The organism is Paraburkholderia caribensis (assembly GCF_002902945.1).
Classification (GTDB): domain Bacteria; phylum Pseudomonadota; class Gammaproteobacteria; order Burkholderiales; family Burkholderiaceae; genus Paraburkholderia; species Paraburkholderia caribensis.
Genome location: NZ_CP026104.1, coordinates 43,775 through 67,996, shown reverse-complemented (window position 1 = coordinate 67,996; position 24,222 = coordinate 43,775). Strand labels below are relative to the sequence as shown.

Below are 24,222 nucleotides of genomic sequence, written 5' to 3'. Positions count from 1 at the left end.
CGCAAAACCTAGTCGGGTAGTAGACATACCGGTATGTCGCGACCACTGCCTCCCATCGCACGCGCGCGGTAGCATAAGAGCCGCCGGCTGGCGGCTACTTTCACGCACACCTGGAGCGCATCATGCATCCAACCATCCGGGAAACCACGGCTCCCGCGTTTCCCCAACCCGAAGAATTTAAGCATTGGCGCCGCAACTTGCTGGTCTGTGTTTGCGGTTCGTTCACGACCATCGTTGCCATGACGTTGATGCTGCCCTTCCTGCCGCTCTATGTCGAAGAGCTCGGGGTAAGCGATCGGGCAGCGATCGTCCAGTGGTCGGGCGTCGCATTCGGTGCGACATTCTTCACTGCGGCACTCACCGCTCCCATTTGGGGCAAGCTGGCCGATCGCTACGGACGCAAGCTTATGCTTGTGCGCGCGAGTCTTGGCATGGCTATCGTTATGTCACTCATGGGATCGGCTCACAACATCTGGCAACTCGTCGCGCTGCGGCTACTCGCCGGGCTGCTTGGCGGCTATGCCTCTGGATCGACGGTGCTCGTCGCAACGCAAACACCGCAGGCGCGCTGTGGCTGGGCGCTCGGCATACTTGCTTCAGGCATCATGGCAGGCAACGTTGCAGGGCCACTGATCGGCGGCACCCTGCCCTCACTCATAGGCATACGCTCGACGTTTCATGCGGTCGGTGCCGTTATCTTTGCAACCTTCCTCGCCACCATATTTTTCATCAAGCGCGATCCGCCGGCGGCCGCCCACGCTGGTAAGAAGAGCGGCTGGAACGCTATTAACGACACGCGACCCGTGTTCGCCATGCTTCTGACTGGCATGCTTCTAATGCTGGCCAACATGTCGATTGAGCCCATCATCACGGTCTATGTGGCGCAACTCGTTCAGCCTCACCAGGTGGCCTTCGTCTCCGGTCTTGTGATGTCCGGTGCTGCGCTCGGCAGCGTCCTCTCAGCCTCACCACTCGGCAAGCTCGCCGATCGCGTAGGTCATTGGAAAGTCATCATTGCGAGCCTCGTGGCGTGTGCAGTACTCCTTATCCCTCAAGCCTTCGTGACGCAAGGATGGGAGCTCGTCGTACTGCGCTTTCTCATGGGTGTCGCGCTTGGCGGCCTTTTGCCCTGTATCGCGAGCGTGATCCGGCATTCCGTCCCATCTGGCATGGCGGGAGCCATGCTGGGATACTCCACGTCTTCGCAGTATGCTGGCCAGGTGGTAGGGCCGCTCATAGGTGGCTTTGTCGGTGGCCACGTCGGCATGCGCGCGGTTTTCTGGGCCACGGCGGTGCTGATGGCTGCGGGCGCGATGGGCAACGGGCTGATGCGCTCACGTGTAGAAGTGGCGCAAGCGAAGATCGCGAGGCGATCAACCGGCACCTGACGTGCTGAATATGTGTGAACTGCACCGGCGTGGCTGTCTCAATGGTCGCGCGTTGCGGCCCAGCACTCCACCCGCATCAGCGTCCCTGTGCTGCGCTCGTTTTGTGCGATACGCAAGGCGAAACCGTGCAGATCGAGCACAGCCACGACGATACTAAGGCCCACCCCGCTGCCGCTTACACCTTTTGAGTTCTTTGCACGATAAAAACATTCCAGGACCAGTTCCCGCTCGCTTTCGGCAATTCCTGGTCCGTCGTCTGCGATCGAAAGCAGTGCGCCCTCTCTACCGTTCGTGAGACCCACACGCACTGTGCCGCCAGGGGGCGTAAACTTGACGGCGTTGTCGAGCAAATTACCGATGGCCTCGAACAGCAAGGCGCGGTCACCCTCGAAGCACGGTACCTCGTTCACGTCGATGAGCCAGCCCACGCCGCGATCTTCGGCAAGCGGCTCGTAAAGTTCGCACAGGTCTCGAACCAGTGCCGCCATGTCGACCGGACCGAACGCCTTCCGGCGCCGCGCGCCGATCTCCGAAATCCGCAGAATGGCCTGAAATCGCACCAGCAATTGCTCGGTTTCCTGGCGCGCCGCATCGAGAATCCGTGCGGTTTCACGGTCACCGCTCGCATCGGTACGTCGACTTGCCGTGGCTAGCAGAAGCTGCACCCGCGCGAGCGGCGTACGCAGATCGTGAGCGATACCGTCGCACGCCGACTTGACATCTCCCATCAGTCTCACGATGCGGCCAAGCATTTGATTGACGAGGTGGGCCAGCATGTCGAGCTCGTCGCCGCCACCTGTGGGCAGCCGCCGCTCGAGATCGCCGTTCGAGATGGCCCGCGTCGCATGCCTCATCGCTCGCACACGGCGCAGTTGCCGCCAACTTAAAAGCAGGCCCACGGCGAAACTTCCGCTCAGATAGGCAAGGCCGCCGCCCATGAGCGCATCGACGATCGCCTTTCGAATCGAAAGCTGCTCGGTTAAATCGCGCGCTATGACGAGTGTGCTGCCGTTGGAGCGACGCAGAGCCATCGCCCTCACGACGGGCTCGCGACCAACCCCATCCACCACAAGGGCCGCGCGAAGGGTGCGCTTCACGGTATCTGGAGGAAGCCCCACCGGCAACGCCGCGATGTTGCCGGCGATGCGCACGCCGTTCGGGGCAAATAGTCCATAGTAGTTCGCGTGCGTCCCATCGCCGGCGATCCTGGCCTGTATAGCCGCGGAAATGCCCGCATTCGGTATCCCATGAAAGTACATGCGCTCCCAGTGGATTAGCGAGTCGTCACCGAATTCGATGCGCTTTGTCATCGACCAACCGACAAATCCAGACAGCATCAGTATCGACAACGCAAAGATAACGGAATACACACACAGCCAACGAAACGCGGTGACATGCCAGCGCGTAGCGTCCCCGCCCGGTGTTTCATTCACGGAGCGGCGGATCAGTTTCAGACGCATGACGAGCTCGGAAATTAGCCTTAAATTTAATGTTTGAATGATTGTATTACCGTATTATAACTAGGGCAACGTCACATCCGCACCTTCAGATAAGTGCCCGATTAAGTACGTCTTCGATCGAGAGGAATGCAAATATGTCGCAAAGCACTACGACGATCACGCGAAACGCGCGTTGGACCGACGGCCTCACCCCCGCACACTGGCGTACGCTGGCCGGTGGCTTTCTCGGCTGGATTTTCGACGGCTACGAAGCAATGGCGCCGTTGTTGATCATGACTCCCATGCTGCACTCGGTACTGAGTAACTCACAGGCAAAGAGTGTGGGACTCTACGCCGGACTCCTGCTCGGTATCACTCTAATCGGGTGGGGAATCGGTGGACTCGCTGGTGGCGTGGTGGCGGACTACATGGGGCGCAAGAAGGTAATGCTCTGGTCCGTACTGCTGTATGCCGCCTTCTCGGGTGGCACCGCATTCGCGCACGGATTTGTCTCACTTGTCTCCCTGCGGTTTCTCACCGGGCTCGCCATGGGCAGCGAATGGAGCACGGGCGTCGCGCTTGTCTCCGAAACGTGGCCGGATGGGGCGCGCGCCAAGGGCGTGAGCTTTCTCCAGTCCGGCTACGGTTGGGGCACCTTCATTGCCGGCATTGCGTGGTACATGCTTTCCCGCGCGATGCCAGACTCGCCCGACGCCTGGCGCTGGATGTTCGTACTCGGCGCGTTGCCGGCGCTCTTCGTCCTGTATCTGCGCAGAGGCGTGGACGAATCAGAAAAGTGGGCGGCAGCCGTCAAAGGCGCGCAATGGGTGGAGGAGGAATTCGGCGAACACGGTACACCGAGCCGCCGCCCCTTCCCTCTAAAGCAACTGCTCGCCTCCCCCACCTCGCGCAAACTGCTGCTGAGCTCGCTGCTGCTTTCCATGGTGACCTCCACCGGGTTGTGGGCCGTTTCGTCATGGCTGCCCACACATGTCGTCACTCTTGCGCAAGGCGAGGGCCTACCCGACGCGCAGTTGTGGGGCGCCAAGGTTTCCCTCATATATACCGCGGGTGCGATCGTTGCCTATCTTGCGGCGGGCTTCGTTGTCGACGTGATCGGCCGCCGTGCATTCGTGTGCGCAACCTTCGCCGGCTCTCTCGCCATGACGATCGTGACGTACCACTTCGTAGTCACACCGCAGACGATGATGTGGGTCGCCCCCATCAGCGGATTTTTCACCCTCGGCTGCTCCTATGTATGGATGGCTATCTACCCGACCGAGCTGTTCCGTTCTTCGGTGCGTGCCACGGCCATCAGCTTCGTGTTCAACGGCGCCCGCCTCGTCATCTGGGTCTTCCCGATACTGGCGGGTTCAATGATCCGTTCTCTGGGCGGCATTCCTCACGCAGCACTGCTGTTCGGCAGCATTTACGTGATCGGCATCATCGTGCCTTGGTTCATGCCCGAAACCCTCGGCCTACCGCTGCCCGACTGACGATTAGGGGGCGCCGGTATAATCGACGACTTAGCCGCGGGCTCGAGGCCGAGCCCGTAAGGTTGCAATATGGGCTACTCCGGTAAGCGCACGAATTGGCTGCATCGGTCTCGGTGCAACAGATTGACCCATGGCTTCTCTGCTTGCAGAGCGGAGAGAAGCGCTGAAGGGATAAGACGCGCCAACGCAAATCGCAAATCGCTTTGCCAGAGAAAAGCAAGCCCACCATAGCGCGAGCTTGCCGTGGGCGACGAAGTTCTGATCGTCATCACCACGCTTCCAAACAGCCACCTAGTTAGCGAAGTACTCTTCAGCAAGGATGGCATCGCGCGCAACCTCAAACCCGGCAGCATGGTCGCCTACATGAGTCTGGCAACGCCGGCGCGTACCGTTGAGGCAGCGGATAGTTTTAGGCTCTGCATCGCGTGTGCTGATGCACCTCTTTCCAGCGGCGGGCTGTGACCGGCGATCTAACCCTGATCGCGGGAGGCAACGCTAGCCATATCGCGCATGTTATGTCCATCCTGCGTCACATAAGCCGCAAGTTGATCTATGCGGGTGTGAGCGGTGACTGCCGCGCGCTCAAAGCGATCGACAATCTGGTTCAGGTGGCCAGCTTCCTGATCGCGCATGAAGCGCCGCTGACTAGCAAGAAGCTCGGCCTCGATCCGGCAGTGATAGGTAACATATCTGGAACGAACCACAACACGCAGACGAAATTTCGAAGGCTTCTGCTATCAGACACTTATGGCTATTGGTTGCCACTCGATCTGCTCTTGAACGCCGTTGGCATCGCCACACAGACCGAGCGCGAGCTGGATGCACACGCACCGTTTTCGGAAAATGCCTGTAGCGCTGGCAAGCCGCGCGCGATACGCCAGGTAGCGGACACGACCACACCGTAATAGCCAAAGTCGTGGCCGACCAAACGGACGTGCCGTTTCCGTAATAGGCGTAACGGCCGGCGAGACATTCTCGCGGCTCACTAGGCTGGCACAGCACCGGAAGTACAACAACCGGCTGCTCACGCACCCGCTGCATCATCCTTGAGCATGCGCATTGCCGCCCTCTCGGCATTCTCCACGTGTTTGCGGGCCGCAGCCTCGGCTGCCTCGCCGTCGTGGGCCTTGAGCGCCTTATATAAACGGTCGATTTCCTTGAGGCTCGCCGGCATACGATCAGGCTGCATGAGCGAAGTCGCGCGCAAAAGGCTCACGCGCGAGTACAGGCTACGAAGTATCTCTTTAGCCAGCGTATTGCCGCAGTGATCGAGCAAAACATCGTAAAGCAAGTTCTTGGACTTCAGCAGGCCATCGCCGTCACCGGTCAGCGCACTGGTCTTCACCGCCTGCACCGCCTCTCCGAAGCTTTCCATCGCCGCATCGCTGGCGTGCTCCGCAAAGCAGCGCGCTGCATATCCTTCGAGCAGCGCGCGGATCGCATAGAGCTCTGCCGCCTCGCCTCGCGACATGACCGCGACGACCGGTCCCTTATGCGGAACGATACTCACAAGTTTCTCGCTTTCAAGCTTGCGCAGCGCCTCGCGGATAGAGGTACGGCTCACGCCCAGCAGTTCGCACAACTCCCGTTCCACAAGGCGCGCACCTGGTGCGAAGCGGCCAGACACTATAGCCTGACGCAAGGCGTGCTCTACCTGGTGACGGAGCATTTCCGGGCGTAACATGACAATCTCATCGGACATAACTGTATTCCGGCCTGACAATCTTTGACGATAAAGATCATACAGGATACGCGCCCCAAGCCTTACAGAGAACCGCACCGCCCCATGTCCGACGGCTATCTCAAGACTTCGGGGTTGACGAGATTAGTGGGATTTCCCGCCTCGAATGCGAGGATGTTGTCAAACGCACCGCCGAAAAAAACCTCGTAAGTATCTCTCTCAAGGTATCCCAAATGCGGTGCGCAGATAGCATTTTCCAGTGCGAAGAGCGGGTCATCGTATGCCGGCTCGGTCTCGTACGCATCTACTGCTGCGAACCCCGGGCGGCCCGCCCGTAGCGCGGCCGCAAGCTCATCGGGGGCGATCAGTGCAGCGCGGCTGGTGTTGACCAGAATTGAGTCGGACTTCATGCGTGCAAGATCGCCAGCCCCGACGATCCCTCGGGTGGCTTCGCTCAAACGCAAATGCAGCGTTATCACATCGCTTTGTTCGAAAAAAGCGGCCTTCGACTCGGCGGCCTCGAAGCCATCGGACACTGCCGCTTCGAGCGACGCTTTGCGCCCCCAAACCAGCACACGCATACCGAATGCCTTGCCGTACTGCGCTACGATACGGCCGATCGAACCATAACCGAATATACCCAACACGCGCGTACGCAGTTCGACGCCGATCGTACCGGCTTGCCAACGGCCTGCCTTCGCGCTTGCGACTTCGGCCGGCAGACGACGCGCGGCGGCCAGTACTAGCGCCCATGTCAGCTCTGCCGGCGCGTACGAATTGCCGGCGCTCGCCGCAACGGCGATACCACGACGCGTACAGGCTGCCACATCGATATGCGCGACACCTTTCCCAGTCTGGCTGATGAGCCGCAACGAAGGCACGCGTTCGAGGAAACTCTCGTCGATCACGGTCCGCTCGCGGATCGGCACGAGCACTTGGGAGTCGCGAATGCGCCCCGCCAGTTCGGCCGGATCGGTCAGCACGTCGTGAACGATGGTCACGTCATGTCCATCCAGCTTCGAAAAGGTCGAAAGCCGGCGGACCGCGTTCTGATAGTCATCAATCACCGCGATATTAAGCGGTGCCTTGAGTATCGAGATAGGCATTGAGGATTGTTCCGTCTGTAAATTGTGTGTCTACGCGCAAGCGAAGGCCAATGATGATTATGAATTCACGGCTTCCGCTCGGGCGCTCTTGACTACCTCGTTCGCGATCTTGAAGCTGTCGAGCGCAGCCGGGACGCCGCAGTAAATGCACGCTTGCAGCAGGACTTCTTGGATCTCTTCGGCGCTCACGCCATTGTTCAACGCCCCGCGGATATGCAAGGCGACTTCTGCGGGACGATTGAGCGCAGTCAGCATCGCGACGTTGATCATGCTGCGCGTCTTACGGTCTAGACCAGAACGCGTCCAGATCTCTCCCCAACACCATTCCGTCGTCATCCGCTGCATCGGCTTCATAAAGTCTTCGACTTCGTTCACGGATTTATCTACGTAGTGGGCGCCGAGGACGGCGCGGCGGACTTCAAGACCCTTCTGAAACAGCTCGGAGGAAAACTCAGGGGGCAATGCCATTTCAATCTCCCGTTGGCGTTGGAAAGTGCGAGCTGGATCCCACCCGGCAGCCGGCCAAACTGGGATCAAGTCCGCCGCATTATAATCTCGTCATACAATCCGTCAATATTAAACCCCTCCCGTAATATTGTCAGATGCGACGTCGCACCTCCGGTGCGCCCGTAGGCGACCGGCAGCGAATACGAACCGGCGATGGGGTCGGTTTCAACAGCGCGAGGCCACGCGCGGGAGGGATGCATACGCAAGAGCAATTTGGGATCGAGCGGCTGAGCATGTCTCTCGTGGCCAATCATCCATCGCACCAACAGGCGTGAACCCGGCTGCTCAGATGGCGCGCGGCGTGTTCACACGGCACTGTCGCTCGGAGCGAGGTCAGGGACGAGAAATCGCACTTCCTCGCGTTTGACGTCTCGACCACTTCGTTGAAGTTAGCCAACGATAGCGACTTTGAAATTGGGAGCGTCCCAGGACGCGCTACGTCGCCAAGGCCAACGCCCGTTGACGGCTTCAGGCCGCGCCACATCGAACGCAGGCTGGACCTCACAATAAGGATTGGAAATCGTCACACCTTCGTCCGAGCCTGGCGCCACTTTGAACTTAATGCCACGCGACTTATATGGGAATTAGCCCGCCTTGCCGCGCCGATCAGCGTCGGCGCCGCCCATCCAACGTGTAATATCGTCCACGACTCGGTCGTCGATACCCCAGTAGCCGTGCGGCGTTCGTGAACTGCAAGCATCGGCCGAATCCGTTTTACCCCCTTCCTCCATGAGCACGTCCGCGCGCGTGTGAGACATCGCCTTTGCAATGGCTTCGGCGTCGGTCGGCGGCGCGACCCAGCAGCCGTCGTCTCGGTTCGCGACAACCAGCGCAGGTACGCGCACGGTCTCAGGATGGGCATCAAATACGGTCTCGTGCGAACGGCCGAGAACCGAAACCGATTCGGTCAAGACGACACCCGCCACCTCTCCCGGGCGCGCCGTCGAAGCTGCGAGCATGGCGGCGATCGAGCCTTGGCTGGTACCCATGATCCACAAGGGTGCATTTGTCATCGAGCGGGCATAAGTGAGAATCTCGTGCACGACCCTGGCATATTTAGGAGAATCGCGTTTTCCACGAATCGATCGATGATTGATCGCATCGACGATCAGCACCCCATACCCTTTTTGCGCCCACAAGTCACGAGTTCGCACGACGAAATTGTCGCCATGGCGAATTTCGCCGTTGCGCTCGATTCCCACGTCTCCAGTCCCACCCGGAAACATGATGATCACGCCATGCGCATTCGTTGCCGGTCCGTAAAACAGCACGCGCTGGCAACCGTCTGAAAGCGGCAGGTCACGTACAAGAACCGATCGGGACGAACGTGACAAAGCGGCGTCGGCGCCGCCTGGACGAGCCAACGGCGGCTCCTGCGCCCATGCGGGGAAAGACAGACTTAGTGTCAGGAGGGCAGCGCTAAGGCCCATGACAATGCGTACGGGAGAAGAAAAGTTGGAGGTCTCAGGATTCATGGTTAGCCAGGAGTAGACAGATTGACCGCATCGAGTACAAATGCGCATCAGCGAGGACGTCAACGCTTGAGCACGACCCTTGACGGGCTTTCGCTGAGCTAAGGCCTCCTTCGCACGAAAGCCGCAGCAAAACGTTCTTGTTTTGCGCCCTTCGCCACCCTTGATCGTCGTGTCGACCCAAGACGACTGCGTAAGCGACGTAATCCGTTACCGACAGTCTGCCTGCGAAACCAAAGGGGGACGGTTCCTCGCGTTTTTGATTATATGAGAAAAAAAGAATTGATTGCTTCCATTAACTGGGGGAGTGTCTTTCAGTTATCGAGTTTTGCCCAATGAACCACGGTTTTACACTGACCGATGTGGGCATCGACTACAGCAGCCATGCCGCGCTTCCGCTAAAAAGTCGGCTGCGGGCGACAGCACGCGATGGCAGCTGTCTCAAGCCATTTGCTCTCTTAAGCATCGTCGACATCGCCCTGCTAGCCACCGTTTCGATTTTGTCTTTTCGGATTGGTGCGCGGCAGCACCAACATGCGCTCCGCCCGCATCAGTTGTGAAAAGCACGTCTTCTTCATTAAGGCCTGCGCTCAAACGCGATTCGACCTGGTTGTGGCGTTCCGAATTCTTCCTTAATCGTTAAGGAAAAATTTATCGGACTGGCCACTTTATGTCAGGTCCTGCCCCTCATCATTGCGCTATCCAACCACATTGCGACCGTATCATGAATCAGATTCAAGCCATGCGAGTGTTTGTTCAGGTCATCGACCTCGGAAGCTTTGCCCATGCAGCACGTCAATTGAACCTCTCCGCAGCCGTTGTGACGCGGTCAGTCGGTCTGCTGGAACAGCATCTGAGCATGCGGCTCATCAATCGCTCGACCCGCAAATTGTCACTGACGGACGCGGGCCGGCAATACTTCGAAGGGTGCAGGGAAGTGATCCAACAGCTTGATCGCGTGGAAGCCGACCTTAAGCGCGCGACGAAGGACACCTCGGGCATCCTCCGGGTTGCCGTATCCACACTCTTCGCTCACGACGGGATAGGCGCGCTGCTCGCCGAATACCGAAAAGGTAATCCCGGCGCAACCTTCGACGTTTCGGTCTTCGACGGTCCAATCAACATGATCGAAGGCGGCTTCGACGTGTGCTTCAATGCTGGGCGATATACCCCGCCCGCCTCGCTGGTCAGCCGCTCGCTACTCACGATAAAGGACGTATTGGTCGCCACACCGATGTATCTAAGTCGCTATGGCACGCCCGACCATCCGCGCGCGCTCGTGCATCACGAACTGTTGACCATTCTGGATGCCGTTCACCCGCTAGAGTTTCAGGAGGACGGGCAACGAATCCGTATTTCCAAGGAAAACACGTTCCGCTCGGCGAATCGCCTCGCAGTCAGAGAAGCAGCACTGGGCCACATGGGCATTGCCCGTGTACCGAGATCGATCGTTGCAGCGGACATTGCAAAGGGCACCCTCAGACCGGTGCTCGAGGGCTATGACATGTGTGATGACGCCCAAGAGTTATCTCTGATCTACACTGGCCGGAATTATTTGACCATGCGCGTGCGCGGGTTCGTCGATTTCGTCATGGACTATTTTCGCTCACGCGACGCTTATCCGGTGCCGCTGCGCGTCGTCGCCTAACCCGGGGCACAGTTAAAGTCCAGTCCCTGCCGACGCCCTCACGGGCCGCCGCGGCCGCAGCTAAGGCGAATGGCGTAGCACCGATGTTTCGCTCCAACGGGCGCGAGGAGAAGCGTGCGCACATGTACCTGGGAGCACTCGCCCAGCTGACCCAAGCCACCTACGAAGCCATCGCGCTGAACGTACCACACTCTACTCTTCGCGCCGAAGCAAACATCAAGGCTTTACGCGCGAACGGCATCGTCGGAAAGCATTTTCCAATATCGGCGGGCTTTCCCGTCACCTTGCCTGGCTTGCTCTCCAGCGTGTCGGCGCGGATACTGCGTTCGGCTCCCCGTTCATTACCATGCACTACTCTGGATTTTCGTGCTGATGCGTGAAGGACCGGAAGATCGGGCGCAAGCCCGACCATTCAACCATGTGCATTCGAGTCTGTTGACCCCTGCTGTGAAACTGACTGCGGTGTGCGATGAGGAAACCTGTGCGCGACTATCCGAGCACGTAACCGGATCCGCGTACGGTCCGGATGAGGGGTGGTTCCCCCTCACGCTCGATTTTCTTTCTGAGCCGCGCAACGTGCACCGCAATGAGATTGGTGCCTGGATTGAAATGGTAGCCCCAAATCTCCTCGAACAGGATCGTCCGTGTGACGGTGATGCCCGCGTTGCGCATCATGTACTCGAGAATCTTGTATTCGGTGGGCTGTAACTCAAGAAAGCGTCCGTCCAGCTTGACGCGCCGCGACTCAAAATGGATTTCAAGCGCCCCCACGGTCAGCCAGCCATCCTCGACGCGTCCAGCCTGCTTGCCGCGTCTGAGCATAACTTCAATTCTGACGATCAACTCGTCCGAACTGAAGGGCTTCGTGAGGTAGTCGTCGCCACCCGCCCGCAGTCCACGAACCCGTTCGTCTACGCCGCCCAACGAGCTCAGCATCATGACCGGCGTCTCGACACCGGCGGCACGTATCATCTTGAGAATGGTCAGCCCATCAATGCCCGGGAGCATGCGGTCGAGCGTAATCGCGTCGTAGTCACCCGACATGGCGCGCACCACGCCCTCCTGCCCGTCGGCCACCCAGTCCACAGAGAGGCCGCAGCCGCCCAAGCTATCGACGATTTCTCCCGCGGAAATTGGATCATCTTCAACAGTTAATATGCGCGGGTGGCTCACGACGCTGCTCCTTTAGCTTGTTCCGCGATTGTCAAATCTGCGTGACGATGCGCCAATCATTGTTTCGCGAACCCAGCCTCAATCTAACGCGAAACCAACTCGCGTCCGACTTTTGCTCTCCCTTTAGCATTAAAAAAATCGTAACTTCGCGGTACCGTTCGCGTTGCCCCCACCTCCTTATTCTCCTTCTTACCGGGACAAGCTTGGCTGAGCGCACGGCGCCCGGATCCTCCAACCTCGAGAATAAGGAGTTTTCATGAAAGTCATCAAGATCGCCGCTTTGCTTGGCATGGTCATCACCACCTCGGCATTTGCCCAAGCCAACCCGACGGCTGCCGATACGTCGGCTTCGGTCGCAGGCTCGCAACCAAGCGCATGGGCCTCGCCGCAAAACGAGGCGAACACCCGAAAGACGCGCGCCCAAGTCTATGCGGAACTTGTTCAAGCTGAGAAGGATGGCCAATTGGATTACCTGAACAACACGATCTACCGGAATCCGTGAACGAGCAAGGATCAACGGTGCAAGTGCAACGTCTTACCGAATACCTCGCATTTGCACCGCATCGGTCTTTGTCCAACATGCGAGGCGCCTTAACCTTCTTACGTATGAGGTAACTCTTCAGGCGTGGAGGAGATACGAAGTTCGTCTGCTCGGGGCGATACCGATCGCGTCCGTGCTTTACGAGCACGAACTGGAAGATGCGGACATCCGCCTCGCTTCGTGGTTCATGAATATCGACCCGCCTACCTTTGTCAGCACGACCTCACTCCAGACACTGGTGCCGCTGCACTCCGCAGATCGTAATCAGGCGCAGGCAGATGTGCTCATCTAAGGTTATCCGTTCAGGAAAGGGTCGTTGAGCGTTATTCAATTTTCAAATCGTCGACTCGATCGGAAAATAGCGTACTACAGAACTTCGCGGCGCCGAACTTCGTCGCCCTTCTAGCGATCGGCGGCGGAGCCGCATATTGCCGAGGCCTCTCCAGCAGACGCGGCCTCGGTAACACGAGCCTTCCGCGAACCACCGCTTTAGAGGAGTTGCGGCTGACCGGCGGCGGATATCGCCTAGGAGGCCAACGGAGACGAACCTATCCATGGACTCGGAACAGCAAACGTATCAGCATCCAAACTCGCCGCTCAGACCGAAAATCGTCTTGACACCAGACTCCTTTAAGGGCTCGCTGAGTGCAAGAGAAGTCGCTCAAGCGATGTCCGATGGTATCCGACGTGCTGTGCCAGACGCGAACATCGTCGAACTTCCGATCGCCGACGGAGGGGAAGGGACGATCGATGCCCTACTTGGGACGGAAGGCAAAGACTTCTCAGTGCGCGTGCGGTCCGCTTCGGGACGGTCCATAACCGCGCGCGTTGCAATACTTGCGGATGGCACCGGTGTTGTCGAAGTAGCATCAATCGTGGGCATCACAGATCCCGACGGAATGAGCGTGCCCTTTGGAATGCGAACCACGTTTGGCGTTGGCGACAGCATCAAAGCGCTTCTGGCGAGGGACGTCAGAAGGATATATGTAGCATTAGGAGGTAGTAGCACTTCGGACGGCGGCGCTGGAATGCTAGTCGCCTTAGGCGCCCGGCTTAACGATTCAAACGGCGACACGGTAGCCCCACTACCGGTAAACCTCCACCGGGTTCGGCGGGTCGACCTCTCAAACTTTGACGTCCGGTTGACCGAGACCGAGCTCATCCTCCTCTGCGATGTACACAATCCTTTGAACGGACCGAACGGCGCAGCAGCAATCTTTGGCCCACAGAAAGGCGGACTGCCAGAAGAAGTCGCGGCAATAGACAACGGTGTGGCTCAATACGCAGGCGCGGCGGAACGAGCCTTCGGTATCCGTGCGGCTGAACGCGAAGGGGCGGGAGCTGCTGGCGGGCTAGGGTTTGCTTTGATGCTTCTTGGCGGGTCAGCACGAAACGGCGCTAGCGTCGTACTCGACGCACAGAATTTCGACACTCTCATCGTGGGCGCTCAATGGCACGTCACCGGCGAAGGACGATCCGACTTGCAGTCGATAGGCGGCAAAGCCCCATCGATTGCGGCGATTCGTGCAAGCAACGCGGGCGTGCCTACGACGCTCGTCTCCGGAAGCATTGACCTCAACGCACTGCATGAACTCGACCTTCGATTCACCGGATGCTTCTCAATCGCTCCTGGGCCGGTAACCCTTGATTCGGCCATCCGGAACGCTCGCCTTTTTATCAGCACCACCATGGAGCAGTTGGCCCGATTGCGATTCGCCCCGCATTCTCGTTCGGTTGCGCAGACGGATCAGATTTTCACCACCTGATCTCTAAACTATCAAAGTCAGGGCACAACACGTGTTCCTGGTACCACCAGCAACCGGTGCACCGGCGGTGGACAGGTGACAGTAAAAAAGGACCTATGATGTCGAACTCCTCATCCGCGTTAAAGGTTGTGTTTCTCGACCGCGCGACGATCCCTCCATCCATTAGACTTAAAGAACTGCCTTTCTCGCATGAGTTCGAGCTGTTCGAGCGAACTGCAGCCGAAGATGTGAGCGCAAGAATCCGCGACGCGGATGTCGTTATCACGAACAAGGTGAGGTTAACAGCAGCCGACTTGTCTCAGGCGACACGATTGAAGTTGGTCGCCGTCGCGGCTACCGGCACTGACAATGTGGACTTGGCGGTCTGTGACGAGCGAAACATCATCGTCTCCAACGTAAGAAACTACGCTACACATACCGTTCCTGAACACACGTTCGCCTTAATCTTCGCACTCAGGAGGAGCCTTGCTGCTTATCGCGAGGCAGTGCGTGCCGGCCGGTGGGCCGAATCCGGTCAATTCTGCTTTTTTGACTTTCCGATCCGCGATCTCGCCGGATCGACAATTGGAATCGTGGGTGACGGCGCGCTCGGCACCGCCACGGCGAACATCGCACGAGCACTAGGTCTCCGCGTACTGTTTTCCGCGTATAAGGGTCGGACCGACATGGGCCCGCTGTACACACCTTTCGACCAGGTTTTGCGGGAGTCGGACATCATTACGTTACATTGTCCGCTTACCAGTAGCACCCGCGATCTTATTTCGGATGCAGAGTTCGCAGCCATGACTCGCAAACCCATCCTTATAAACACAGCTCGCGGCGGTCTCGTCAACGAGTCAGCGCTCGTCCGTGCGCTGCACTCCAATCAGATATCCGGAGCAGGTTTTGATGTCGTCACCGAAGAGCCACTGCCCGAGGACCACCCGTTCACAGCGATTTTGGACCATCCCGGTTTTATCCTAACACCCCATGTAGCGTGGGCAAGTGAAGAGGCCATTCAGGGACTCGCAGATCAACTGATCGACAATGTCTCCGCATTTGTGCAGGGCGCCCCACAAAACGTTGTAACCAAGACCCCGTAATTGACACGATTTCGCTTTTCCGGTTATCAGACCGGTCGATTTGCCAAGGTGTGTGAGAGCGCCTGGCCCATGTGAGGCTGACATGGTTGGCCGCATCGATTGATGCGGCCTTTTTTTCTTCAAAAACCCACGCGACGCGCGACTCACACAGACCTTATCCGCTTCCGAGCCTCGATTCGGGAACACACACCGGCACCCTTTCCCGTCCGGCAAGGATGCTTGAAGAAACTGCGATTATCAACAGCAGCTTTCTATCTCAAGATCGCAGCATAGGCATTTCGCAACCATAAAGAGGACATGGCCATGACGATCCATTCCGTCCCTGGAGACTTTCATATTCCTTTTGACGACCTCAAGGTCGTCGCGCGTGGCCTCGTACGGCCGGAATGCGTCTTAGCGCTCGACGATGGGTCGCTCGTAACCGCACATGGTCAAGGCGGCTATTCGATCATTAGTTCAGTAGGAGAAGTGTCTCACCACCTGGCACATTGCGACACAGCTAGAAAGTATGTGCCCAATGGGATCGCGCTTGCACCGAACGGAAAGATGCTTTTCGCCGATCTAGGAAACCAATATGGCGGGATTTTCTCGCTCGATCGTCATGGACATCTGGAGACCGTCCTCGATTCGGTCGACGGGACTAGCCTACCGCCGAGCAATTTCGTAATGGTCGACGAGCATGATGTGCTGTGGTTCACAGTCAGCACCCGAAACGTGCCGCGTAGCAAGTCGTGGAATCACCACGTCCGAGATGGATTCATCGGAGTGATCGACGGCGACGGGGCGCGCATCGTTGCTGATGGCCTCGGCTACACCAACGAAATTGCTTTCAGCCCCGACCGACGCTGGGTCTACGTCAACGAAACGTACGCGCAGAGGATCAGCCGCTATCCTCTGACTGGGTCGGCGGCCAAGCCTCGTTTGGGAAAGCGCGAAACGTTGGTACAACTTTCCGAGGCCGATCTTCCCGATGGTCTGGCCTTCGATGTCGCCGGTGGGCTATGGGTGACGTGTATCGCAAGCAACAAGGTGCTGCTCGTGCGACCCGATCGCACAGTTCAGGTAATTGTCGAAGACAGCGATCCCGCGCACGTCGGACGAATAGCCGCCGGCATACGTGAAAGCTCGCTCGAACACGCGGACATGCAGACACCAGGTAATTCCCGTTTGGGAAACGTTTCAAGCATTGCGTTTGGCGGCCGGGATATGCGTACGGCTTATCTTGGTTGTCTACTCGATGACTGCGTCCGCAGTTTCCGGTCCCCAATCCCTGGCGTGGCACTTCCTCACCGCAGCCGTCGCATCCGATAAACATGCCTGGCGCAGCGTACGCCGGGTCAACTTATCCTTAACAAATCACAGGAGACGATGATGCTCGACATTGAAGCCCGGACGATGCGCAAAATCCTGCGCAGGTTTATTCCGCTGCTCACGCTATGTTTTGTCGTCGCGTTCTTGGATCGCGTCAATGTCGGATTTGCCGCATTGACGATGAATCGCGATCTTGGCATTTCTGCGTCGACGTTTGGCCTTGCTGCCGGACTCTTTTTCGTCAGCTATTTCGTGTTTGAAGTCCCATCAAACATCCTTCTTGAGCGCTTCGGAGCTCGTCGTTGGATCGCCCGAATCATGTTCACATGGAGCCTATTCTCTGCGGCTACCGCGTTCGTGCAAGGTGCATCGTCGTTTTATGCCATCCGGATTCTACTCGGCGCTGCGGAAGCCGGTTTTTTTCCCGGCATAGTATTTTTTTTGACGCTGTGGGTTCCCGCTACGTATCGGGCACGCGTCATTGGCGGTTTCATGGCTGCGATGCCGATTGCAAGCGTAGTCGGGTCGCCGCTTTCGGGTTATTTGATGTCCCTGGATGGAGTCTTTGGTCTCGCCGGCTGGCAACTCATGTTTCTGATCGAAGCGTTTCCGTCGCTCATTCTCGCCGTTTTGGTCTGGAAAACCCTTCGCGACTCGCCGAAACAGGCCGAATGGCTAACCGATGACGAACGGAACTGGTTGTCATCAACGCTGGAAGCAGAACGTGCATCTCAAACACCGATGATGAAGCACGGGGTGCTGAATCTCGCTCGCAGTCCCGTGGTGCTTCTTACTGCTCTCGCCTATTTTGGTATCACGGGATTCAACTATGGCCTAAGCTTTTTTCTGCCACAGATTGTCAAGGGGTTTGATCTAACGATTCGACAGGTGGGATACGTCAGCGCCCTACCGTTCCTGGCCGGGGCAGTAGGCATGGTTCTTTGGAGCAAGCACTCAGACCGGACAGGTGAGAGGCGCGCGCACCTGCTCATACCACTATCTCTGGCAGTCGCCGGACTTTCCGGATCGACATTGGTCACGGCACCCATCACGAAACTGCTCCTTCTGTGCGTCGCAAGCTTGGGAGTGTTTTCCTCATTGCCCGTGTTCTGGACTTTGGTCCCTCGCCTTCTTTCTTCAGCTACCGCTGCGGCTGGAATAGCATTAATCAACTCCCTCGGCAATCTCTCAGGGTTCATTAACCCGTACGCGGTTGGGATCCTGAAGGACGCGACTGGCCGCTTTGATGCTGGAATGCAACTTATAGCTGCCATTGGCGTACTCGCCATTGTGATTTTGTTCTTTATTACACGCGGCAAGCGCGCACACGCAGGCTCCGACCGTATGACGAGCAGGCTACAAAATCCTTGATTCGCCACGCAGCCCCATCGAGCCGAGCGTCAAGCGAATGACGCAGGGTCCGGTGTGCGGCGAGGCATGTGCTCGCCCTTCCTAAATACCGATAATATCCGGAGACGTTATGAACACGACACCAAACCAGGCCCACGTCGCCGTGGGCCAACGAACACCGCAAAAGCGTTGGTTCCAGCATTTGTATGTGCAGGTTCTTATCGCAGTTTGCATTGGGGTCGCACTCGGCCATTTTTATCCGAATGCGGGAATCGCAATGAAGCCGCTCGGAGACAATTTCCTGAAATTGATCAAGTTGATGGTCGCTCCGCTGATTTTCTGCACAGTGGTGCATGGAATTGCGAGCATGCGCGACATCAAGGCCGTGGGTCGCGTCGGAGTTAAGGCCTTGATCTACTTCGAGGCGATGACGACGCTTGCACTGGTGATCGGCCTTGTCTTTGTGAACCTCATGAAACCGGGAAGTGGCATGCATATAGATCCACGCACGATCGATGCTTCGGCAATTGCTGCATACACAAAGGCTGCACATGACCAGACGATCGTCGGCTATCTTTCACACATCATTCCATCGACCGTTTTCGGAGCCTTCGCTGAAGGGGACATTCTTCAAGTACTCTTTATCTCGATCATGTTTGCGTTTGCTCTTCAGATGCTGGGGGATCGCGGCAGGCCGATGCTCACCGTTATTGATATCGGATCACGGACATTTTTTAACATGGTTAAAATTGTCATGTATGTCTCACCTCTCGGGGCCTTCGGCGCCATCGCTTTCACCATTGGTCGCTACGGCGTAAGCTCACTCGGTTCCTACGCACAGCTTCTCGCCACCTATTACGCGACAGGCGTCGTCTTCGTCGTCGTAATTCTCGGAACGGTCTGCCGTCTTGCCGGCTTCAGCCTCTTTTCATTTTTGCGCTACATCCGTGACGAATTGCTCCTTGTACTTGGCACCTCCTCATCCGAGTCCGCTCTACCCCGCCTCATGGATAAACTGGAAAAGCTCGGATGCGACAGATCGGTAGTTGGCCTTGTCGTACCGGCAGGCTACTCGTTCAACCTCGATGGCAGTTGTATAAATATGACCGTGCTTGCAATTTTCATCGCGCAGGCTACCGACACACCTCTCTCCATATGGCAGCAGTTGTCCCTCCTCCTCATCTTGCTGCTCACGTCCAAGGGCGCGGCGAGTGTTAGTGGGGGGGCATTCATCGTGCTCGCGGCGACCTTGGGTTCAGTGCCGGGTTTTCCGGTCGCTGGACTAGTCCTTGTGCTGGGCGTGTATCGGTTTATCTCGGAAGGTGGAGCGCTCATAAACGTTATAGGGAACGGTATCGCCACTATCGTGGTTTCGCGATGGGAGCGGGTATTGGACGAGCGAACGTTCAAGCATCATCTCACGCAAGGCCCCGATACGGAATAGGTGTCGCATCAGGCGTCTGACGGTGTGGCAGAGACCGCCTTGTCGTCAGACTGGGAAAGAAAATCAAAGAGACGGACGGCCTCGGGAGCAAGCACACTACTATTCTTCGTTCCAATCCACAGCGTTCGATTCGCCCATTCATCCGATAACGCTACCGCACGCAGGCCCGCATCCAGTACTTCGTCCCTTAGTGCGCGGCTTGGCAGCACCCCTATGCCGAGTCCCGATTCGATCATTCTGCAGATCCCGTCGAAGCTAGATACCTGAATACGAAGCCGCAGAAGACGCTCTGCGGCAAGCGCTGCATCTCTCATGCGCGAAAGCAGCGAACTTCCGGCGTTCAGACCGACGTAATCTTCATCAAGCGTATCCACGAATCTTATGACATCGCGCTCTGAAAACGGATGTCCTTGCGGCACCACAAGTACTAGCTGGTCTCGCCGGTAGAGTCTACGTTCAACGTTTGGCGCAGGCACGTTGTCAGCAAAGATACCAAGTTCGGCTTCACCGGAGATTACGGCACGAACGATCTCGCCGCTGAGGCGCTCTTCGAGACTTACTTTCACACCACGATTGGCATTCAGAAAGCTGGCCAGATCCACCGGTAAAAACTGGACGATAGCGGAAGTATTGGCCCATACCCGTACATGACCGCGAATGCCGACCGCGAAGTCACTCATCTCGTTAGCCATGCTATTTACCTGAGCAAGAACGCGGAGTGCATGCTCATGCAGTCCGCGCCCGGCTGCAGTCAATTCGACGCCCCTCGCGCGTCGAACTAGCAACGTGCAGTCGGTAACACTCTCAAGGTCCGTGATACGCTTGCTAACCGCGGATAACGTAAGGCGACCGTGCTCAGCAGCCTTCGTCAGGCTTCCGTGTTCGGCAACGAGAGCGAATACTCGCAGCGATTGAAGGTCGAAGTGACTGGGATTGACCATAGGTGCGAAGCGACAAGTGGGAACTAACCACCCATAGCTTACACCGTGACGGAGGCGCACGGCGTGAAGCCGAAGTATGGAGACACGCACAGGAAAGCAAAAGGCCGCGTTTTGCGCGGCCCGTTGGATGGGGCAAGTCGAGCTCCAGTCAGTGACAAACGGCGCGTTGCTCGGGTTTGCCGTCCGCGGCGAGGGTGGGCATGGGATGCAAATCCAGTCGTCGCCCGGCCTTAAGCAACTGACTTGGTACATCGTGGCCTATGAGGCCAGGGAGGCGCGCAGCGGCCGAAAGGATTCCCGACAGGTCGACGCCGGTGTCGTACCCGTCCAGTTCGAGCATGTGCACAAGGTCTTCTGTACACACGTTCCCGGTAGCGCCGGGCGCGTACGGGCAGCCACCCAGGCCACCCAGCGACGCATCGAACCGGTCAATTCCGGCCTCAAGAGCCGCGAGCGTGTTCGCGAGAGCCATCCCACGGGTATTGTGGAAGTGCAACGTCAGTTCGAGGTCGGGGAACGTCGCGCGCGCCTTGCGGCACAGGGCCCGAACTTGGGAGGGGAAAGCCATGCCCGTTGTGTCGCACAGCGTAACGCCACGTACGCCAAGTTCCGCGAAACAGTGCATCCACCGGATGACTTCTTCGACAGGTACATTCCCTTCCATTGGGCACCCTAGTGCCGTCGAAAGCGATACGTTAATTGCGACGTCAGTCTGCTTGACAACAGAAATAACGTCCCGTAACTGCGCAAACGACTGATCACGTGACATACGCAGGTTGGCAACGTTGTGACTTTCGCTCACCGACATTACGAGGTTGACCTCGTCGACTCCGCAGGACAGCGCGCGCTCGGCGCCGCGGACGTTCGGAACCAAGACCGTGTATTCCACGCCGGAATTCATTGTGATCTGATGCATCACCGCCTCGGCGTCACGCAACGCCGGAATCGCCTTTGGCGACGTGAACGAAGTCACCTCGATTTTTGCATATCCACACTGGCTAAGCTCGTTGACAAGCGAGATTTTCTGGTCGGTATCGACAAATAGCGCTTCGTTTTGGAAACCATCGCGCGTTGCAACTTCCTGGATGTACAGGCGCTTTTTCGACTCGGGCATGATCCTCTCCGTCAGATAATGTTTCGTGCACGCCAATCGGCGCGGATTTCCTCGTCGATACCAAGCCTGTCGAGGATTGCTTCGGTGTGTTGTCCGAGGGCAGGCGCCGGTGCTCGCACCGTCCCAGGTGTTTCCGTCAGCTTCGGCACGATACCCGGCAACTGGACGCGTGTGCCATCAGGAAGCACCGAATCGAGAATCATGCCGCGCGCTTGATAATGCGGGTCAGACGCAATATCGGCAATGTCATAGATTTTTCCCGCTGGAATGCGGGCTTCGTTCAGCGCCGAAAGCACGTCTTCGAGGTCGTAATTTTGAGTCCATTCGCTGATGGCCGTGTCGATCTTCTCAACCTGCTTTACGCGGCCATCGTTCTGAGCCAGTGCCGGATCGTTGCCCAAATCCTGGCGTCCGATCAACTCCATCAGCCGACGGTAGATGCTGTCGCCATTGCCAGCGATTAAGGCGTACTTGCCATCGCGACAGCGGTACGCGTTGGTCGGCGCGATGCCGGGCAACGAGCTGCCGGCTGGCTGCCGGACGGTCCCGAAGACCGTGTATTCTGGCAACATGCTTTCCATCATGTTGAATACCGACTCATATAGCGCCACATCCACAACCTGACCAACTCCACCATTTTGTTCGCGATGTCGCAATGCCAGTAGAACGCCGATTACACCGTGCAAAGCCGAAAGAGAATCTCCGATGGAAATGCCGACCCGCACGGGGGTGCGGCCTGGCTCGCCACTCAAGTGACGCAATCCGCCCATCGCTTCCGCAACAACGCCGAAACCGGGCCGATCCCGGTAGGGTCCACTCTGCCCGTAACCGGAGACGCGCAGCATGACGAGACCCGGATTGATTTCGCGAAGTACGTCCCAGCCGAGCCCCCATCCCTCCAGCGTACCTGGTCGGAAATTCTCAATGACGACATCACACTGTGCAACCAGCTTGCGAACGACTTCTTGTCCCTCCGGTGCCCGGAGATCCAGCGTGAGTGACTGCTTGTTACGCGACTGTGCAGCCCACCATACGGACGTGTCATCATGTAACAGCCGCCATTTACGAAGCGGATCGCCCTTTTCCGGTGGTTCGATCTTAACCACCTCGGCACCGAATTCCCCCAGCATTTTCGCCGCGAAAGGACCTGCAATCAATTGACCAAGTTCCAGTATGCGCACGCCTGACAACGGACTCGTCATTTTGCCTCCGTATTCCTCGTCTGATATTGGTCCCATCGTGAAGCATTTCCCGCATGTTGATAATCGACGATTACTCAAGCACCCTTTCTTGGGAGGAAACACAGAACGAGCGGCTGTCCGTCGATCGGCGCCAACTCCGGAGTCGTCAAGGACCCCTCGCCGTGAGGGAAGACGCGAAACAGGGGCAGATGAGGCGTGAAAATGCTTCGCGGCGAAAGCGGCCAATCGTGGATTTCACCAATGGATATGGCGCCCGTGGGAGCGAGCCAATTCGAGACCTATGCAGGGAGATCATTGAACGAAATATGCTGGACAATTATGTCCTAGCGTCTCGAAGTACTTTTCCCGCATTATTCTCTAGTTATCATCATGCACAGTTCCGAGGGCCTCGCGCCGATATCCGAGGAGACGAAACGGTAACGGCGCCCCGTCCGCGCGAATGGAAAGTTGTGGATAGATCGCAAAACGACGAACGCGACGCTCGCGCGCCGGCATTCCACTCACCGTCCGCTTTGAATGCGATACAGACGGTGAGCTCTTTTTATTCGTTTCCCGTGCCGCTCGCCCTCCCTCGAAGTATTCCATCGAATCGGCGATCGACGCGAGAGTCGCCCATTGCGCATGACGAGCTTGCGGCATTGTAGTGAGCGGAGCCGGAGCACCGCCCAGAACGATGGCACCGGACTGGAGACGGTAGGCTCCGGGCTAGCGTTTGTTGGGCACTTTCTGGGGGGAGACATCTACGGCAGCGAGACCGGACACATGAGTGACCCCTGCGCTGGCGCGTGGTCTATGCCTAGACAGGCAACAAATATCCGAGGGAGGTATCGTCGATCAGGTTTTTTTCGAGTCAATATCCGCACATGGCAATTTATGTCGCCAAAGCTGCAGCGGCGATGTTGGGCAGATCGCCAATACTCCTCCAGACAGTTGATTGTGCCGCGAGTCCTCGGATCGTTCCTGTACGCAAGGAAGAGAAACAACTGCCAATGCGAAGAGCACAATCGACGTCGAACTCGCCAAGAAAGCATCCCAGATTCAAGGCGTCAACAAGAAACCCCTGAAGAAGCAATTGTCAGTTCAAGAACGAACTGGATCCAGAACGGAGTCAGCTTGACACCTCGAGGCGCTTCGCCAATTTTTCAATCTCGGCCACTGGGGCTCGCCGCATCTGCTGATCATGTACCGTCAAGACTCTGCAAAACAACGCATACGCCGACTCGTCGAATCTATAGTGGCCATCGTTCAATGGACCGCCATAGGCGCGTGAAGTCGCATCGTAGAGTTCCCAAAACCCGTTGCGTAGCAAGCCATAGCCGCTATCTGACAGAATCGCTGTCGCCATCCCTACCCGCGTCATAAGCTGCAGAGAGTAGAGCGTGCCATGGCCGGAAGACAGCGCCTCCAGCATAATGTGATATTCGAGAGACAGTCGATCAACGATATACGATGGCAACGGCAGCAGATCGGCTTTCGCCGAACAGCGCTGTTGTTTTCTCCTTGCGAGGGAATTGGATTGGCTGCTTTTTTTCACGGTCGATCTCGTTGAGCAAGTTGTCAT

24 protein-coding genes are annotated in these 24,222 nt (G+C 57.6%); 14 read left to right on the top strand and 10 right to left on the bottom strand.

Annotation, left to right across the window (positions count from 1 at the left end):
• Window positions 1-122 precede the first annotated feature (122 nt).
• Entirely contained in the window at window positions 123-1,388 is a 1,266-nt protein-coding gene (locus tag C2L66_RS38950) for an MFS transporter (RefSeq protein ID WP_060610875.1), read from the top strand.
• Window positions 1,389-1,426: 38 nt separating this feature from the next.
• Here the strand turns inward: C2L66_RS38950 and C2L66_RS38945 are convergent, their stop codons facing one another.
• The gene (locus C2L66_RS38945; RefSeq protein ID WP_060610871.1) at window positions 1,427-2,848 is read right to left on the bottom strand and encodes a sensor histidine kinase; all 1,422 of its coding nucleotides are present in this window, start codon (window positions 2,846-2,848) and stop codon (window positions 1,427-1,429) included.
• Window positions 2,849-2,982: 134 nt separating this feature from the next.
• Here C2L66_RS38945 and C2L66_RS38940 point away from each other — a divergent pair, with 134 nt between their 5' ends.
• The 3 genes from C2L66_RS38940 (at window position 2,983) to C2L66_RS38935 (ending at window position 5,228) form a co-directional block, all read left to right on the top strand.
• Window positions 2,983-4,323, top strand: coding sequence for an MFS transporter (locus C2L66_RS38940; protein WP_060610868.1), 1,341 nt, complete (start codon window positions 2,983-2,985; stop codon window positions 4,321-4,323).
• Window positions 4,324-4,566: 243 nt separating this feature from the next.
• Complete coding sequence (locus tag C2L66_RS41090; protein ID WP_148654669.1) at window positions 4,567-4,785, top strand: NAD(P)-binding domain-containing protein; 219 nt, start codon at window positions 4,567-4,569, stop codon at window positions 4,783-4,785.
• Between the two features lie 53 nt (window positions 4,786-4,838).
• The gene (locus tag C2L66_RS38935; protein ID WP_060610866.1) at window positions 4,839-5,228 is read left to right on the top strand and encodes an NAD-binding protein; all 390 of its coding nucleotides are present in this window, start codon (window positions 4,839-4,841) and stop codon (window positions 5,226-5,228) included.
• Between the two features lie 119 nt (window positions 5,229-5,347).
• Here C2L66_RS38935 and C2L66_RS38930 read toward each other — a convergent pair whose 3' ends face one another.
• From C2L66_RS38930 to C2L66_RS38915, 4 genes are all read right to left on the bottom strand, one after another.
• Window positions 5,348-6,025: a GntR family transcriptional regulator gene (locus tag C2L66_RS38930; RefSeq protein WP_060610863.1), complete on the bottom strand. Its 678-nt coding sequence runs from the start codon at window positions 6,023-6,025 to the stop codon at window positions 5,348-5,350.
• Window positions 6,026-6,120: 95 nt separating this feature from the next.
• A complete protein-coding gene (locus tag C2L66_RS38925) occupies window positions 6,121-7,110 on the bottom strand; it encodes a D-2-hydroxyacid dehydrogenase family protein (protein ID WP_060610861.1) in 990 nt (329 codons plus the stop codon).
• Window positions 7,111-7,167: 57 nt separating this feature from the next.
• Window positions 7,168-7,578 (bottom strand): carboxymuconolactone decarboxylase family protein, encoded by a 411-nt coding sequence (locus tag C2L66_RS38920; RefSeq protein ID WP_060610859.1) that lies wholly within the window; start codon window positions 7,576-7,578, stop codon window positions 7,168-7,170.
• Window positions 7,579-8,201: 623 nt separating this feature from the next.
• Complete coding sequence (locus tag C2L66_RS38915) at window positions 8,202-9,092, bottom strand: alpha/beta hydrolase (protein WP_208459758.1); 891 nt, start codon at window positions 9,090-9,092, stop codon at window positions 8,202-8,204.
• Between the two features lie 332 nt (window positions 9,093-9,424).
• Between C2L66_RS38915 and C2L66_RS38910 the strand changes: the two genes are divergently transcribed.
• The 3 genes from C2L66_RS38910 (at window position 9,425) to C2L66_RS41085 (ending at window position 11,117) form a co-directional block, all read left to right on the top strand.
• Window positions 9,425-9,649, top strand: a complete 225-nt coding sequence (locus C2L66_RS38910) for a hypothetical protein (protein WP_060610857.1) — start codon at window positions 9,425-9,427, stop codon at window positions 9,647-9,649.
• A gap of 164 nt (window positions 9,650-9,813) precedes the next feature.
• Window positions 9,814-10,737 carry a LysR family transcriptional regulator gene (locus C2L66_RS38905; RefSeq protein ID WP_060610853.1) on the top strand — a complete coding sequence of 308 codons (924 nt, stop codon included), beginning with the start codon at window positions 9,814-9,816 and terminating at the stop codon, window positions 10,735-10,737.
• 83 nt (window positions 10,738-10,820) lie between these two features.
• Window positions 10,821-11,117 carry a hypothetical protein gene (locus C2L66_RS41085; RefSeq protein ID WP_148654668.1) on the top strand — a complete coding sequence of 99 codons (297 nt, stop codon included), beginning with the start codon at window positions 10,821-10,823 and terminating at the stop codon, window positions 11,115-11,117.
• A 109-nt stretch (window positions 11,118-11,226) separates the two neighbouring features.
• Here the strand turns inward: C2L66_RS41085 and C2L66_RS38900 are convergent, their stop codons facing one another.
• A complete protein-coding gene (locus tag C2L66_RS38900) occupies window positions 11,227-11,910 on the bottom strand; it encodes a response regulator transcription factor (protein ID WP_060610850.1) in 684 nt (227 codons plus the stop codon).
• Between the two features lie 256 nt (window positions 11,911-12,166).
• Here C2L66_RS38900 and C2L66_RS38895 point away from each other — a divergent pair, with 256 nt between their 5' ends.
• The 7 genes from C2L66_RS38895 to C2L66_RS38870 all read left to right on the top strand — a co-directional run bounded on the left by C2L66_RS38895 (window position 12,167) and on the right by C2L66_RS38870 (window position 19,404).
• Complete coding sequence (locus C2L66_RS38895) at window positions 12,167-12,412, top strand: DUF4148 domain-containing protein (protein ID WP_060610848.1); 246 nt, start codon at window positions 12,167-12,169, stop codon at window positions 12,410-12,412.
• Window positions 12,413-12,584: 172 nt separating this feature from the next.
• A complete protein-coding gene (locus tag C2L66_RS41080) occupies window positions 12,585-12,743 on the top strand; it encodes a hypothetical protein (RefSeq protein ID WP_158512203.1) in 159 nt (52 codons plus the stop codon).
• 262 nt (window positions 12,744-13,005) lie between these two features.
• Entirely contained in the window at window positions 13,006-14,217 is a 1,212-nt protein-coding gene (locus C2L66_RS38890; protein ID WP_060610844.1) for a glycerate kinase, read from the top strand.
• 98 nt (window positions 14,218-14,315) lie between these two features.
• A complete protein-coding gene (locus C2L66_RS38885; protein ID WP_060611329.1) occupies window positions 14,316-15,299 on the top strand; it encodes a D-2-hydroxyacid dehydrogenase in 984 nt (327 codons plus the stop codon).
• A 303-nt stretch (window positions 15,300-15,602) separates the two neighbouring features.
• Window positions 15,603-16,610 carry an SMP-30/gluconolactonase/LRE family protein gene (locus tag C2L66_RS38880; protein WP_060611328.1) on the top strand — a complete coding sequence of 336 codons (1,008 nt, stop codon included), beginning with the start codon at window positions 15,603-15,605 and terminating at the stop codon, window positions 16,608-16,610.
• Between the two features lie 60 nt (window positions 16,611-16,670).
• Window positions 16,671-17,981, top strand: a complete 1,311-nt coding sequence (locus C2L66_RS38875) for an MFS transporter (RefSeq protein ID WP_060611327.1) — start codon at window positions 16,671-16,673, stop codon at window positions 17,979-17,981.
• Between the two features lie 109 nt (window positions 17,982-18,090).
• Window positions 18,091-19,404 carry a dicarboxylate/amino acid:cation symporter gene (locus C2L66_RS38870; RefSeq protein WP_060610841.1) on the top strand — a complete coding sequence of 438 codons (1,314 nt, stop codon included), beginning with the start codon at window positions 18,091-18,093 and terminating at the stop codon, window positions 19,402-19,404.
• Window positions 19,405-19,412: 8 nt separating this feature from the next.
• Here the strand turns inward: C2L66_RS38870 and C2L66_RS38865 are convergent, their stop codons facing one another.
• The 4 genes from C2L66_RS38865 to C2L66_RS38850 all read right to left on the bottom strand — a co-directional run bounded on the left by C2L66_RS38865 (window position 19,413) and on the right by C2L66_RS38850 (window position 24,195).
• Window positions 19,413-20,345: a LysR family transcriptional regulator gene (locus tag C2L66_RS38865; protein ID WP_060610838.1), complete on the bottom strand. Its 933-nt coding sequence runs from the start codon at window positions 20,343-20,345 to the stop codon at window positions 19,413-19,415.
• A 148-nt stretch (window positions 20,346-20,493) separates the two neighbouring features.
• Entirely contained in the window at window positions 20,494-21,459 is a 966-nt protein-coding gene (locus tag C2L66_RS38860; protein WP_060610836.1) for a hydroxymethylglutaryl-CoA lyase, read from the bottom strand.
• 11 nt (window positions 21,460-21,470) lie between these two features.
• Entirely contained in the window at window positions 21,471-22,661 is a 1,191-nt protein-coding gene (locus C2L66_RS38855; RefSeq protein WP_060611326.1) for a CaiB/BaiF CoA transferase family protein, read from the bottom strand.
• A 1,108-nt stretch (window positions 22,662-23,769) separates the two neighbouring features.
• A complete protein-coding gene (locus tag C2L66_RS38850; protein ID WP_148654667.1) occupies window positions 23,770-24,195 on the bottom strand; it encodes a Fis family transcriptional regulator in 426 nt (141 codons plus the stop codon).
• Window positions 24,196-24,222 lie beyond the last annotated feature (27 nt).